Below are 15,029 nucleotides of genomic sequence, written 5' to 3'. Positions count from 1 at the left end.
AATGAAAATATGGCTGATTTACCAAATTGTCCAAAATGTAGTTCAGAATACACTTATGAAGATGGAAGCCTTTTAATTTGTCCAGAATGCGCTTATGAGTGGACTTTAGATTCAGGAAATGAAAATAGTGAAGATAAAAATATTGCAAAAGATTCAAATGGAAATATTTTAAATGATGGGGATTCTGTAACAATAATTAAAGATCTTAAAGTAAAAGGAAGCTCAGCACCATTAAAACAAGGTACAAAAGTAAAAAATATACGTTTAGTTGATGGAGATCATAATATTGACTGTAAGATTGATGGTTTTGGTGCTATGAAACTAAAATCAGAGTTTGTTAAGAAGATATAAAAGATGTAATTAACTAATTCAATAAAATATCTAAAAATAAATGTTAAAATTTTATTAATAAAAGTATTGACATGAAATATAAACAGGTATAGTATATTAAGAAATAAATGGAAAATAAAATAAATTCTATGAAGAGAAAAAGTAGGTTATTATTTTGTTCAACAGAGAGTTGGTGTTTTGCTGAAAGCCAATGTTCAAGATTTAACTGAATATCATCTCTGAGAAGCAGTGCTGAATTTTTAGTAAGTATTGCCGGAGTCTTTCACCGTTAAAAGATAAGCGTATTGATAGATACGTAACTAAGAGCTATAAAGGACTTATTTATATAAGTTTAATTTATAGAATTAGGGTGGTAACGCGGATAATTCCGTCCCTTGTTTTTCAAGGGACGGTTTTTTTATTTTTAAAAGGGGGCTTTATATGGATATCGAAGGTGAGATTATTAATTAAAAAATGAAAGTAAACTATTAATTAGGAGGAAATTTAATATGAAAAATTTATCAAGAAAAGATTTATTACTTATAGGACTTATGCTTTTTTCTTTATTTTTTGGGGCTGGAAACTTAATATTCCCTCCATTTGTAGGTCAAGCAGCAGGTGAAAAAACATGGATAGTTATGAGCTCATTTTTTATAACAGCAGTAGGCTTTCCAGTGCTTGGAGTAGTTGCCGTTGCTAAATCAGGAGGTTTAACTAACTTAGCTAAAAGAGTAAATCCTGTATTTGCAACTATATTTACTATATTAATATATTTATCAATAGGACCTTGCTTAGGGATTCCAAGAGCAGGAAGCTTACCCTTTGAAATGGCGGTAGCACCATATTTACCAAGTAGTATATCAAATACCGTAGCTTTATTATTATATACATTAGTATTTTTTATAGTGGCATATTGGCTTTCTTTATCACCAAATAAATTAGTAGATCGTATGGGAAAGGTATTAACTCCTGCTTTGCTACTTTTAATTTTAGTTATGGTAGTTGGTTCTTTCTTTAAGCCTTTAGGAGGTTATGGAGCTGCTACAGGAGAATATGCTACATCTTCCTTCATTAAAGGGTTTTTAGATGGATATTTAACTATGGATACAATAGCAGCTTTAAATTTTGGTATAGTTATTGCATTAGCAATAAAATCAAAAGGAGTTACTGATGAAAAATTAGTAGTATCTTCATCAATAAAGGCAGGAGTAATTGCGGGGATTTTATTAGCAGTTATATATGCTTTACTAGCACATTTAGGGGCAGCTAGTGGAGGTAGATTCGCAATGGCTGAAAATGGGGCACAAACTTTAACCAATGTTACAACTTATATATTTGGAAAGCCAGGTGCTTTATTATTAGCTCTCATATTTACTTTAGCGTGTTTAACAACTTGTGTTGGACTTATAACTTCATGTAGTCAATATTTTGCAACATTAAGTAATAAAATATCATATAAAAATTGGGTTAGAATATTGACTATTTCTAGTATGCTTCTTGCTAATATGGGATTAACAAAAATTCTTATTGTATCAGTACCTGTATTAAATGCTATTTATCCAATATCAATAATGCTTATAGTACTTTCAATGTTAGATGTTGTCTTTAAAGAAAGTCATACAGTTTATGGACTAACTATATTATTTACTGGAACTGTAAGTGTAATTGATGCATTAGGACAAGTTGGGATAAAATTAAGTTTTGTTACAGGACTTGTTAGTGAACTACCTTTTTATAGTGAAGGTTTAGCATGGTTTGTTCCAGCATTAATAGGAATGGGGTTAGGACTAACTATTAAGCTTGCACAAGATGCTTTTAAGAGAAACAAAGTTTTAAGTGAGGAAAGAAGTATTTAATATATATTATAGAAAAATCTCTTTAGCTATAGAATAAATATATCTAAGGAGATTTTTCGCTTTGAAGAAAATTATAAAAAATTTAAGAGCCTTTTAGGGCTCTTTTAAATTTCTTAATTAAGTAAAAGTATATAAATAATTAAATATTTGCTAAAAGTTTTAGTAGACTAACTGCGAATAAATAGATGGACATTGAACAAAATATTAATGAAATTTAATTATGTAAGGAGGAATTAAAATGAAGCACAACCCAGATGATAGAAGAGATAATGTAGATAGAATTCAACATAATATTAGCAATACAATAAGAAATATTGAGTTAGCTAATGAAATGATTGAAAAAACAGATGATTCTAAAACTAGGGAAAATTTAGAAGAAAGAAATGAAAGAAGAGAAAAATCTCTAAAAGGTCTTCGTAAGGAAATTAAAGATGAAGCAATAGCTAATGAGGTTAAAGAAGGTTTATAATTAAATAAAAATTCTTAAAAATAGCATTATTCATCAGATTATTAGATAATAGTTATAGTAGTAAAAGCTGTACCATAAAGGTTCCTTAAAAATTTATATTAACTTAGAACTTCTTGTAAGATATAAGATTTTAAGCTTTAGTTATATAGGTACAGCTTTTACAGTATCTTTATACGTTTTATAAATGTATAGCAAAACTAACTTAAGCACATTAGTACTATTAATACAGTATAAATAGCAATGAAAAAAATATATTATTTCTATATAATAAAAGCATACAGTTAATAAAATTTCTGTATGGGAGGTAATAAATATGGAAAAGAATAATATAAAAATTAGAAAAGGAACATATCAAGATGTTGATGCAATAGCTAATCTTATTTATTGCACAGAAGTTCACCCTGATTATGTTTGAGGGGGAGAATCTAAACAGGAAAGTTTAGATAACTTAAAAACTTTAATAAAAACAAAAGGTTCAAGATATAGCACAGAGTATATAACAGTGGCTGAAGTGGATGAAAAAATATTAGGTGCTATGATACTAATACCTTATGATGAACTAGATAGATTAAGTATAAAAACTGACTTTAAGCAACTTAAGAAAATGGAAGGTTTTAGCGAAAAATTCTATTATATAGTTACTAGAATAAAATACATGCTATTTAGAGAGTGCAGAAGAGGAAATCTATATATTTCAAACATAGCTACAGATGAAAAAGCAAGAGGCCTTGGAATAGGAAAAATGCTAATGAAATATGCAGAACAAGTTGCTAAAAAAGAAGATTATGATGGAATATCGTTACTAGCTAAAAATGAAAATGTAAGTAAATTCTATGAAAAGCTAGATTATGATAAAGTATTTGATAAAGTACTTTTAGGTGAAAGAATAATAAAAATGGCAAAATGCTTTTAATATATATGTTTTTAGTTCTTTAGAATATTTCTAAGGAACTTTAAAATTAGCGGCTGATGATTTAATAAATAGCATATTTATAAATGATGCTAAATTTTCAGTATTACAAAGATAGTTATTATAAAGTCAAGAATATAACATAAATATTCTTGACTTTATTTTTATGGTAAAATTAAGATAATAATGAAAAGTATGATTTTTTATTAATATTTATTTTATAATAATTAACTAAAGGAGAGGTATATATGATAGTTGATATTACACAAACAACAAAAATAGGAAGAGTTTATAGAGATGGATCAGAACCTTTAAAAGTCGAAACTGTTAAAAGATATTCAAAAAGTGGTAGTGAGTATAAAACAATATCATTTTCATGTGATACACATAATATGGGAACTCATATAGATGTAATGGGAGTAGATGTTTTTATTGAAAATGAAAGGTTAATATCAGAAGGGATAAAATTTGATGTTTCTAGTATAACAGATAGAGAAATTAAATTAATAGATCTAGATCTTTCTCTTGTGAAAGAAGGAGTATATGTATTTTTTCAAACTAACTATGATAAGTATTTTGAAGATGAAGATAAATATAATAATCATCCTGAAATATCTATGGAGGTAATAGAATACTTAGTAGATAAAAAAGTAAATATGGTAGGAATAGATGCTTTAGGATTAGGAAGAGGAAGAAATCACGGATTAATAGATGTATACTTAGGAAAGCATAAGTCTTATACTATAGAAAATTTAGCTAATCTTGATAAAATACCAGAAGAAGGATTTAAAGTGTATTGTTTACCGATGAAAATAGAAGGAATTGATGGATTACCAGCTAGAATATTAGTTGATTTTTAGACAAAAAATGAACTATCATTACATTGCTTTGTTTTGTAATGATAGTTCATTAATTATTGTATAGATTTATTTTGATGTATGAATTTTAATTGATGTATTTAATAAAGGTAAATAATGCTTATTAAAAGCAATTGGATGTTCACTATTTTTATATATAGATTCTTCAATTAAATAATATTGCTTTTCAGATGAAATAGAATATTTTTTAGTTGCAAACTTACCTGAGGATGAAAATTTAATATCTATAGAGCTATGGCTACATTGAGTATAAATATCATTTTCTATAAATTTAAGAAACTCATCATTATTATTTAAATCTATGTTAAAGGCGGAGATAGTTTCAATAGGTATAACTGTATAGGTGTATGCAAGAGCGTTTCCATTAGACATATACCATCTATCAATATTTACTGCTGCAACAGGCTTTCTACCTAAAACCTTTATAAAATAATCAGATGGAGGCTCTATATGAAAATCCATTTCTACATAATCTATTTTATCTTCTAAAGATTTGTATACAATATGTCCTACTTTCTCAAGTCCAACACTTTCATTTTTTTGATTTTTAATAATAAAATTTCCTTTTCCACGAATATTTTTTATTAACCCATCATCTTGTAATAATGATAATGATTGACGCAGGGTTGTTCTACTGACCCCTAAATCTTTTGCTAAATCAGGCTCAGAAGGTAGTCTACAATTATCAGGAAAGGTTCCCTCATTTATCATCTTAAATAATTTATTATAGACTTCAACATATCTTAATTTTTTTGATTTTTCAATAATATTGATTTTATTCATAATGTAACCTCTTTCTATATAAATAAACAAGTTTAATACAAGTTTGAATTGATATTTATTATAATATAATTATAGAATAGTTTATCAAATTTATCTAATAAAACCGCAAGAAATTTCAATAAAATCACAAGAAATTTCAATATGAAAACGTTGACCGGAATGTGTAGGATGTAGTATTATAAATATATAGAAAATAGACAAGTTAATAGACAAGTTTGATGGTGTATTATACATTCTAGTATGGTATAATTTAGTTAATTAAAAGTTTCAGATTAATTAATTTAATTAAAACAAATACTAATATAAAATAATATTATTAACTTATAGTATTAAATGAAGTCACATTTGAAAGGAGTAATAACATGAAAAAATATAAAAGAATTTTTACAGTTGTAATAGACTCATTAGGTGTTGGAGAAATGGAGGACGCAAAGAAGTATGGAGATGTAAATGTTGATACTATTGGACATATTGCAGAATCAGTAGAATCCTTCAATATTCCTAACCTTGAAAAATTAGGAATTGCAAATTTACGTCCAATAAAGCATTTACAAAAACAAGAAAAACCATTAGGATATCAAATGAAAATGAAGGAAGCAAGTACAGGTAAAGATACTATGACAGGCCATTGGGAGATGGTTGGGCTGCATATTACAAAGCCATTTCAAACATTTACTGATACAGGATTCCCTCAAGAATTATTAGAGGAATTAACTAAAAGAACAGGCCACAATATAGTTGGAAATAAAAGTGCTAGTGGTACAGAGATTTTAGACGAGTTTGGAGAACATCAAATGAAAACTGGAGATATGATTGTATATACTTCAGCAGACTCAGTATTACAAATATGTGGACATGAAGAAACTTTTGGATTAGATGAATTATATAGATGTTGTGAAATTGCAAGAGAAATAACCTTAAAGGATGAATGGAAGGTTGGTAGAATAATTGCAAGACCATATGTTGGAGAGAAAAAGGGCGAATTTAAAAGAACTAGTAACAGACATGATTATGCATTAAAGCCATTTGGAAAAACAGTATTAAATGTATTAAAAGATAATAATTATGATGTTATTTCTGTAGGAAAAATTAATGATATTTTTGATGGTGAAGGAATAACAGAATCAAATAAGTCAAAAAGCTCAGTACATGGTATGGAGCAAACATTAGAAATTATGGATAAAGACTTTGAAGGATTATGCTTTGTGAATTTAGTTGATTTTGATTCATTATGGGGACACAGAAGAAACCCACAAGGTTATGCTAAAGAGTTAGAAAATTTTGATGTTAAGTTAGACAATTTATTAAACAAGCTTAGAGAAGATGATTTATTAATTATTACTGCAGATCACGGAAATGATCCAACATATACTGGAACAGATCATACAAGAGAATACGTACCATTTTTAGCTTACTCACCTTCAATGAAAGGTAATGGGGTATTAGATGTATGTAATAGTTTTGCTTCAATAGGAGCTACAATAGCAGAAAACTTTGAAGTGAAAATGCCACAAAATACTATTGGAGAATCCGTTTTACAAAAATTAAATTAGATTAAATAAAATTAAATAGATTAGTTTCATTCGTTACCTAAATAATGCTTTTAAATCAATTTTACAAAAGATAAATCAAAGGAGAGTATACCTATGAAGGGATTTAAATTGTTAATGGTTGTTTTAGGTTCTATATTAGTAAGTCTTGGTGTATCAATTGCAGTAAATTCAGGTTTAGGAGTAGATCCAATTACCTTATTATGGACTGGAATATCACAGGTGTTGAATATAACTTTAGGTCAAGCATCAATGTTGACCTCAGCTATTATGTTAGCTATTGTATTAGTAATGGATCGTAGTCAAATAAATATCGGTACAATAGTAAATCCTTTTATAGTTGGTGTAGCAACAGATTACTTTATTGCTCATGGATTTAGAAGTAATAATATGGCTGTTAATATAGCGTTACTTTTAATTGGTTTAATTTGTTTAGGGGTGGGACTAGGAGTATATACTTATGCTAATTTTGGAAGAGGACCTTATGAGGCTTTAGTTTTAGCTTTAGTTAATAAGTTTAATATTAAATTAGTATATGTAAGATATATGTTTGATTTATCATTTTTAGTTATAGGAATTCTATTAGGGGCTAAGCTTAGTATTGGACCAATAATAGCTTTAATGATAATGGGATATATAATTCAAGAAACTATGAAATCTCTTGGAAGAATAGAAAAATTAAGATTAATAAATGAATATTAATTTAAGTAAAAATAATATTTTTAGAGATAAATCCGATAGATATTAAACACATTTTATATAAAAACAAACTATTACTATATTAAACTTTTATAGTAATAGTTTGTTTTTTATCTACTCTTCTTTTATAAATATTTTTTCAACTTCAGCTATATAAAGAGTATGATAGTCTTTTTGAGGATACCATTTTTTATCTAGTTCTTTTTCTATAAAACACTCAGGTTCAAGATTTTGAGCATATAACTTCTTACATATAATAGTCAGTTTAGCTTCTTCAAAGTAAGGCGTGTCCTCTAAGTAGCTTACTGTTAAATTAGTTTTAGAAAGCTTATCTTCATCTCGTCCAGATACAGTTCCTAAGTAGTTTAGATCTTTTCTAAAGCTATTATCAAAGAATGTAAGTGAAAATGTAGAAGAAGCATCTATAAACTCTTTAGTAAAGCGTTGAGGTCTTAGAACTATAGAAACAACGTTTTTCCCCCACATAATGCCAAAACTACCCCAGGAAGCAGTCATTGTATTAACTTTACCTTCCTTTTCAGCTGTAATAAGCATCCAGTCATTACCTATTAATTGAAATGCACTTTCATTTAAATCTTCAGGTCTAATTTCTTTAATAGTATTCATAATATGTTCCCCCTTAGTGACTTATTTTATTTTGAAAATATTGTCTATATACATTATTATATAGATATAGTAAAAAAAATAGTATGCACTTTAAAGTAAGATACTTACCAAAAGGAGAGTAATGAAATGGATAAAAAAATAGAAGTTAACACAGAACCTTTTGAATATACATTATCTATAATTGGTGGCAAATGGAAAATGGTTATAATGTTTTGGCTATCTAAATGCGAAGTTATGAGATATGGAGAGCTAAAGAAGTCCATTAAAGGTATTACACATAAGATGCTAAGTAGTCAATTAAAGGAACTTGAAAATGACAATATAATAATACGTAAAGAGTATAGTCAAATTCCTCCTAAAGTAGAATACTTCTTATCAGAAAGAGGATGGTCTCTTATGCCAATTCTAAATGAAATGTGCCATTGGGGAGGAGAAAATTTTAAAAGTAGATCTTCAAATCAAATAAATAAAAAAGAGAGTATGATATAAAATCCACTCTCATCTAATAAGATACTTTAATTATTTTCCCATAAAATTGATTGAGGCATTATTTCAAGAATATTATTAAGTATTTCTGCTATATTTTCTTTTTTTACATTAGAAGAAGATAATAGCTGCTTATATTTTTTACTTCCTTTTTGACCTTGAAATAAACTTTGAAGTGGAGCAATTAAAGCATGAACACTACTACCTTTCTCAAGTTCTTCTAAAATATATGGAGTATAAGCTTTTATAATTTCTCCCCTTGAAATAGTTTTTATGTTTTGATTATCTTCATAAAGTTTATGGAAGTTAGCTAAAAGATAACAATCTTCATAGGAAGCTCTTCCTATCATTACTCCATCTACTATAGTAAGAGCAGCTTTAATTGAATCTAATGTTTTAAATCCACCGTTAATTTCTATATTTAAATAATCAAATTCTCTTTTTAATCTATAAACCATATTATAATCAAGAGGTGGTATTTCTCTATTATCCTTTGGACTTAGTCCTTTTAATATAGCAGAACGTGCATGAATAGTGTATCTATCAGGTTTTGCTTTAGATACGGTATCTAAAAATTCTAATAAATCTTCATATCCATCCATTATTGTTTTAGACTTAGGGTCATCTATTACACCTGTTCCATCTATTCCTATTCTATGTTTTATAGTAATAGGCTTATTTGTTGCTTCTTTCATTGCGGAAAGTATTTCATAAACTAACTCTTTAGATGACATTAAAGCAGCCCCCATTAAGTTGCCTGAAACTCTATCTGATGGGCAACCACAATTTAAGTTAATTTCACTATAATTATAATCATCAGCTAATTTAACTGCCTTATAAGCATCTTCAGGATTAGAAGCTGCTATTTGAAGAGCAACAGGACCTTCTTCTTTTCTAAAGTAAAGAATCTTATCTCTATCGCCTTTTATTATTGATTGTGCTGTAGCCATTTCTGTATAAAGTAGGGCATCTTTAGTTATAAGTCTAGAAAAATATCTAAAATGCCTATGGGATTTATCTACCATTGGAGCAATACTTATCTTAGGAGTTTTTATATTTGAAATATATTTTTCCATCATTTGTTTCCTTTCTTATAAGTTAACTACTATAGTTTTTATTATTATAGCATATAGAATTAATAAAATAGCAATGTAATAAAAGTAAAATATGATAAAATATAAGATAATAATATAAATTAAGATGATAGTAGTAAAAACTATTTTATAGGAGAAAACATATGAAATTAAATGAAGTGATGAAGAAGCTTGAAGAGCTTGGAACAGAGCAAACTAAAAAAACATTAATGAATCATGGAATTTGTGAGCCTTTATTTGGTGTTAAAATAACAGACATGAAAAAGTTAGTTAAATATATAAAAAATGACGATGATTTAGTTAAGGAACTTTATAATACAGGAAATTACGATGTTATGTATTTAGCGGGACTATCTATAAATCCAAAGAATACTACTAAGGATCTATTAGAAGATTGGGTCAAAAAATCTAATTGTTATGCTACTTCAGAGTATACAGTGGCTAGGGTGGCAGCGGAAAGTAAATTTGCAGTAGAGCTTGCAAAAGAATGGATAAATTCAGAGAATGAGATGATAGCTACTTGTGGATGGAGTACATACAGTAATTATATATCAATTAGTAATGAAATTAATTTAAATGAAATAGAGGAACTTTTAGAATATATATCTAAAAATATATATAATCAGAAAAATAGAGTTAAATACATTATGAATGGATTTGTAATTAGTGTTGGAGCTTATATAAAAGAATTGAATACTAAGGCGCTAGAAGTTGCTATTAATATAGGAAAAGTTGAAGTAGATATGGGAAAAACTAGCTGTAAAGTACCTATTGCCAAGGATAGTATAGAAAAAATAATAAGTATGGGTAGAGTGGGAAAAAAGAGAAAAGGATGTATATGTTAATGTAATTTAAAAGGGGCTACTGAAACTATAGCTCCTTTTTCTGTATACTAACTTAATTAGTAATATATTTTATATTTTTATCATATAAAAATGAGAGGAAAGTTTCTAAGAATAATAAAAATATAATGATTATAAAAAAAATTTACTAAATAAATGGAGGAAATTTATGATTGAAGACTTAGTTAAGTTGTATATTGAAAGAAGTGATTTCTTTTTAAAGCTTACTTTAGAGCATCTAAAGATTTCAGGCATTTCAATTATCATAGCAGCAACAGTGGGACTAGCTCTTGGAGTATTCATAAGTGAGTATAAAAAAACATCATCTTTTGTAATAGCAATAACTAATTTTGTTTATACAATACCATCTATATCATTTCTTGGATTTTTAATACCATTTTCAGGAATAGGAAACACCACAGCTATAATAGCACTTTCAGTATATGCATTACTTCCAATGGTGAGAAATACTTATACAGGAATAAATAATATAGATTCATCAATTATAGAATCAGCTAAAGGTATGGGAAGCACTAAGATTCAAATACTTTATAAAGTTAAACTGCCACTGGCTACTCCAGTAGTGTTGTCTGGATTTAGAAATATGGTTGTAATGACTATTGCATTAGGAGGAATATCATCCTTTATTGGAGCAGGAGGCCTTGGAGTTGCAATTTATAGGGGGATAACAACAAATAACTCAACTATGACAATTGCAGGAAGCTTACTTATTGCAGTTTTAGCCTTATTTATAGATTTTATAATAGGGACTATTGAAAAAATAATTAAAAGAAAATGGAGGTTAGAATAATGGCTAAAAGATATTTGAAAAAAGTTTCATTTATAGTTATATCCATAATTCTAGTAAGTCTTGCTGGGTGCTCTAAATCTAAAGGGAATGGAACTATTAAAATTGCAACAAAGCCAATGACAGAACAGCTAATATTAGGTGAAATGATATCCTTACTTATTGAAGAAAATACAGATTTGAAAGTAGAAATAACTAAGGGTGTTGGAGGTGGAACAAGTAATATTCATCCAGCATTACTTAAAGGGGATTTTGATTTATATCCAGAATATACAGGAACAGGATGGAGTTTTGTACTAAAAGAGGAGGGAATACCAGATGATGAAACTTTGTATAAGGAATTATCTGAAAAATATGACAATGAATATAAGTTAAAATGGGTTGGATTATATGGGTTTAATAATACCTATGGCCTTGTTATTAGAAAAGATATCGCTGAAAAATATAATATAAAAACATATTCAGATTTAAAAGATCATGCATCTGAATTAAATTTTGGAGCGGAATATGATTTTTATGAAAGAGACGATGGTTATAATGCACTGTGTAGAACCTATGATTTAAAATTTAAATCTGCATCAGATATGGACATAGGTTTAAAATATAAAGCTATAAACTCAGAAGATATAGACGTGATGAATGTTTTTACTACAGATGGTCAATTATCTAATTCAGATGTAGTAGTGCTTAAAGATGATAAGAATTTTTATCAAACATATTATTGTGGAACTGTAGTACGTAATGATACATTAGAGAAATATAAAGAACTTGAAGAAGTTTTAATGAAGATGAAAAATATTATAAATGATAGTGAAATAGCAAAGTTGAATTATGAAGTAGAAACAAATAAAAAAGATGAAAGAGAAGTGGCAAAGGAGTTTTTAACAAGTAAGGGATTATTAAAATAAAACAAGAGGGATTAGCTATGGTAAAAGATATAATGATTGAATTTAAAGGCGTTTCTAAAAGTTATGGAGAAAATATAATATTAGATAATTTCAATTTACAAATACAAAAAGGAGAATTTATAACTATTATAGGAACTTCAGGATGTGGAAAAACTACTGTTTTAAAATTAATTAATGGATTGATCCTTCCAAATAAAGGAGAAGTTTATGTTGATGGGAAAAATATATCAAATTTAAATCAAATAAATTTAAGAAGAAACATTGGATATGTTATTCAAGGAGTTGGTTTATTTCCACATATGAATATAGCTAAAAATATAAGCTATGTATTAAATTTAACTAAAACTAATAAAATTAAAATAGAGGAAAGAGTAAAGAAATTAATAAAAACAGTTGGAATGGAAGAGGAAGTATTAAAAAGATACCCTGGTGAACTTTCAGGGGGACAAAGGCAAAGGATAGGAATTGCAAGAGCTTTAGCTGCATACCCAGATATACTTCTTATGGATGAACCCTTTGGTGCAGTAGATGAAATTACAAGAAAATCTCTTCAAGAAGAGATATTAAAAATTCATAAGGAATTTAATATGACAATTGTGTTTGTAACTCATGATATTAAAGAGGCTTTAAAGCTTGGAACTAAGGTAATAGTTATGGATGATGGAGAAATAATTCAAATTGGAACTCCTGATAAGATAAAAAATAGTCCTAAGACACAATTTGTAAGAGATTTGATTGGAGCTTAGGTAAATACTATAAAAGTACTATAGAGTCTTATAATCTGTAGTACTTTTGTAGTAAAAGAGTAGAATAAAAGTATTGATACAAAGACATCTAGGAAAATTTCTTTAGAAATATTAAAAATTAACAGCCCTTAAATCTAAAGGTGAAAGCGTTGACAATAATAAGATAGTATCCTATAATAAAGCTATAGTAAATTGGATGGTGATTGTTTACTTACAAGCTAGACCTATTTACATGTAAAATAATCAACTTTTAGGTTGGGACTATTTTGCATGTAAATGGGTCTTTTTTATTAATAAGAGTTTTTAAAAATACATTAGTATTTTCATATAATCCCGCCATAATTACAAATAGTTCAGAGTATCTTGATTTTATAGAAACAGAAAAAATAAGTTAAGCAAAATAGTGGATTATTAACAGTTATTAATTAAAAGATTATAAAAATGTAATAACGAGTTATTACAAATAAGAAAGGAAGATGAAAAATGGGATTTAGAGAAGATTTTTTATGGGGTGGAGCTACTGCTGCAAACCAATGTGAAGGCGGATATAATCAAGGGGGAAGAGGTCTTGCAAATGTTGACTTAGTACCAATAGGCAAAGATAGATTTCCTATTATAGCTGGAGAGATGAAGATGTTTGATTTTGATGATGAGCATTTCTATCCAGCAAAAGAAGCTATAGATATGTATCATAACTATAAAGAAGATATAAGATTACTTGGAGAAATGGGATTTAAAACTTATAGATGTTCAATTGCTTGGAGCAGGATTTTCCCAAATGGAGATGATGAAACTCCAAATGAAGAAGGTCTTAAGTTCTATGAAGATTTATTTAAAGAGTGTCATAAGTATGGTATTGAGCCGTTAGTTACAATTACCCATTTTGACTGTCCAATGAACTTAGTTGAAAAGTATGGTGCATGGAGAAATAGAAAGATGATAGAATTCTATGAACGTCTTTGCAAAGTTATTTTCAATAGATATAAAGGACTTGTTAAGTATTGGCTAACATTTAATGAAATTAATATGATACTTCATGCACCATTTATGGGAGCTGGTATATGCTTTGAAGAAGGGGAAAATAAAGAGGAAGTTAAGTATCAAGCAGCTCATCATGAATTAGTTGCAAGTGCTTTAGCTACAAAGATTGCTCATGAAGTTGATCCAAACAATATGGTTGGTTGTATGTTAGCTGCTGGAGACACATATCCATATACTTGTAAACCAGGTGATGTTTTTGAAGCTATGAATAAAAATAGAGAAAACTATTTCTTTATAGATGTTCAATCAAGAGGAGCTTATCCATCATATGCGTTAAGGGAATTAGAGAGAAAAGGTATTAATATTAAGATGGAAGATGAAGATGCAGAAATATTAAAGAAATATACTGTAGATTTCATATCATTTTCTTACTATTCTTCAAGATGTGCAAGCTCAGATCCTGAGGTTAACAAGTTAACAGCAGGAAATATATTTGCTTCACTTAAGAATCCTAATTTAGAGGAAAGTGAATGGGGATGGCAAATTGATCCACTTGGACTTAGAATAACTTTAAATTCATTATATGATAGATATCAAAAGCCATTATTCATTGTAGAAAATGGACTTGGTGCAGTAGATATGCCAGACGAAAATGGATATGTTGAAGATGACTATAGAATTGCTTATTTAAGAGAGCATATAAAAGCTATGAAAGATGCAGTTGAGCTTGATGGAGTTGACTTACTTGGATACACAACTTGGGGATGCATTGACTTAGTAAGTGCAGGAACTGGGGAAATGAAGAAGCGTTATGGATTTATTTATGTAGATCGTGATAATGATGGGAATGGAAGCTTAAAGAGAAGTAAGAAAAAGAGCTTTGATTGGTACAAAAAAGTTATTGCTTCAAATGGAGAAGAGATTTAGTTATTAGAATAAGGTTAAAAAACTAATGTAGATAATAGATATAATAATGGGCTATATCAAATTTATTTTGATATAGCCCATTACGATTTGGAAAGTAGAGGAGTATAATAATTAAATTTCAAAAAAAATAGTAGT

At 28.1% G+C, this 15,029-nt stretch carries 16 protein-coding genes and 1 other annotated feature; of the genes, 13 read left to right on the top strand and 3 right to left on the bottom strand.

Translation table 11 applies throughout. The features are described from left to right. The first annotated feature begins 9 nt into the window (after nt 1-9). From ACH36K_RS14560 to ACH36K_RS14540, 5 genes are all read left to right on the top strand, one after another. Nucleotides 10-351: a zinc ribbon domain-containing protein YjdM gene (locus ACH36K_RS14560; protein ID WP_322545785.1), complete on the top strand. Its 342-nt coding sequence runs from the start codon at nt 10-12 to the stop codon at nt 349-351. Between the two features lie 119 nt (nt 352-470). Continuing rightward, nucleotides 471-729: a binding site (T-box leader), on the top strand. A 110-nt stretch (nt 730-839) separates the two neighbouring features. Beyond that, nucleotides 840-2,186, top strand: coding sequence for a branched-chain amino acid transport system II carrier protein (gene brnQ / locus ACH36K_RS14555; RefSeq protein ID WP_411168331.1), 1,347 nt, complete (start codon nt 840-842; stop codon nt 2,184-2,186). 238 nt (nt 2,187-2,424) lie between these two features. Continuing rightward, nucleotides 2,425-2,655 carry a small acid-soluble spore protein Tlp gene (gene tlp, locus ACH36K_RS14550; protein WP_411168330.1) on the top strand — a complete coding sequence of 77 codons (231 nt, stop codon included), beginning with the start codon at nt 2,425-2,427 and terminating at the stop codon, nt 2,653-2,655. A gap of 460 nt (nt 2,656-3,115) precedes the next feature. Next, the gene (locus tag ACH36K_RS14545) at nt 3,116-3,568 is read left to right on the top strand and encodes a GNAT family N-acetyltransferase (RefSeq protein ID WP_411170712.1); all 453 of its coding nucleotides are present in this window, start codon (nt 3,116-3,118) and stop codon (nt 3,566-3,568) included. Nucleotides 3,569-3,813: 245 nt separating this feature from the next. Then, nucleotides 3,814-4,425 (top strand): cyclase family protein, encoded by a 612-nt coding sequence (locus ACH36K_RS14540; protein WP_411168329.1) that lies wholly within the window; start codon nt 3,814-3,816, stop codon nt 4,423-4,425. A 66-nt stretch (nt 4,426-4,491) separates the two neighbouring features. On the opposite strand, the gene ACH36K_RS14535 is transcribed toward ACH36K_RS14540, so the two are convergent. Then, nucleotides 4,492-5,226 carry a GntR family transcriptional regulator gene (locus tag ACH36K_RS14535; protein ID WP_411168328.1) on the bottom strand — a complete coding sequence of 245 codons (735 nt, stop codon included), beginning with the start codon at nt 5,224-5,226 and terminating at the stop codon, nt 4,492-4,494. Between the two features lie 362 nt (nt 5,227-5,588). Between ACH36K_RS14535 and ACH36K_RS14530 the strand changes: the two genes are divergently transcribed. Beyond that, nucleotides 5,589-6,779 (top strand): phosphopentomutase, encoded by a 1,191-nt coding sequence (locus ACH36K_RS14530; protein WP_411168327.1) that lies wholly within the window; start codon nt 5,589-5,591, stop codon nt 6,777-6,779. Between the two features lie 93 nt (nt 6,780-6,872). Next, nucleotides 6,873-7,478: a YczE/YyaS/YitT family protein gene (locus ACH36K_RS14525; protein ID WP_411168326.1), complete on the top strand. Its 606-nt coding sequence runs from the start codon at nt 6,873-6,875 to the stop codon at nt 7,476-7,478. A 111-nt stretch (nt 7,479-7,589) separates the two neighbouring features. Here ACH36K_RS14525 and ACH36K_RS14520 read toward each other — a convergent pair whose 3' ends face one another. Beyond that, nucleotides 7,590-8,102 (bottom strand): flavin reductase, encoded by a 513-nt coding sequence (locus ACH36K_RS14520; protein WP_411168325.1) that lies wholly within the window; start codon nt 8,100-8,102, stop codon nt 7,590-7,592. Nucleotides 8,103-8,228: 126 nt separating this feature from the next. Between ACH36K_RS14520 and ACH36K_RS14515 the strand changes: the two genes are divergently transcribed. Continuing rightward, entirely contained in the window at nt 8,229-8,591 is a 363-nt protein-coding gene (locus tag ACH36K_RS14515; RefSeq protein WP_411168324.1) for a winged helix-turn-helix transcriptional regulator, read from the top strand. A 26-nt stretch (nt 8,592-8,617) separates the two neighbouring features. Here ACH36K_RS14515 and dusA read toward each other — a convergent pair whose 3' ends face one another. Further along, nucleotides 8,618-9,667, bottom strand: coding sequence for a tRNA dihydrouridine(20/20a) synthase DusA (gene dusA, locus ACH36K_RS14510; RefSeq protein WP_411168323.1), 1,050 nt, complete (start codon nt 9,665-9,667; stop codon nt 8,618-8,620). 158 nt (nt 9,668-9,825) lie between these two features. Here dusA and ACH36K_RS14505 point away from each other — a divergent pair, with 158 nt between their 5' ends. The 5 genes from ACH36K_RS14505 (at nt 9,826) to ACH36K_RS14485 (ending at nt 14,894) form a co-directional block, all read left to right on the top strand. Next, entirely contained in the window at nt 9,826-10,527 is a 702-nt protein-coding gene (locus ACH36K_RS14505; RefSeq protein WP_411168322.1) for a DNA alkylation repair protein, read from the top strand. Between the two features lie 166 nt (nt 10,528-10,693). Then, nucleotides 10,694-11,335 carry an ABC transporter permease gene (locus tag ACH36K_RS14500; protein WP_411168321.1) on the top strand — a complete coding sequence of 214 codons (642 nt, stop codon included), beginning with the start codon at nt 10,694-10,696 and terminating at the stop codon, nt 11,333-11,335. Beyond that, complete coding sequence (locus tag ACH36K_RS14495; RefSeq protein WP_411168320.1) at nt 11,335-12,240, top strand: glycine betaine ABC transporter substrate-binding protein; 906 nt, start codon at nt 11,335-11,337, stop codon at nt 12,238-12,240. The genes ACH36K_RS14500 and ACH36K_RS14495 overlap by 1 nt, the downstream gene beginning before the upstream one ends. Before the next feature lie 17 nt (nt 12,241-12,257). Next, nucleotides 12,258-12,986 carry an ABC transporter ATP-binding protein gene (locus ACH36K_RS14490; protein ID WP_411168319.1) on the top strand — a complete coding sequence of 243 codons (729 nt, stop codon included), beginning with the start codon at nt 12,258-12,260 and terminating at the stop codon, nt 12,984-12,986. Between the two features lie 483 nt (nt 12,987-13,469). Continuing rightward, nucleotides 13,470-14,894 carry a 6-phospho-beta-glucosidase gene (locus tag ACH36K_RS14485; protein WP_411168318.1) on the top strand — a complete coding sequence of 475 codons (1,425 nt, stop codon included), beginning with the start codon at nt 13,470-13,472 and terminating at the stop codon, nt 14,892-14,894. The last annotated feature ends 135 nt before the right edge of the window (nt 14,895-15,029 follow it).

It is taken from the genome of Clostridium sp. MB05, from assembly GCF_046581255.1.
Lineage (GTDB): Bacteria > Bacillota > Clostridia > Clostridiales > Clostridiaceae > Clostridium.
Note: the sequence above shows the minus strand (reverse complement) of the source record. Positions and strands in the feature narration are given on the sequence as shown.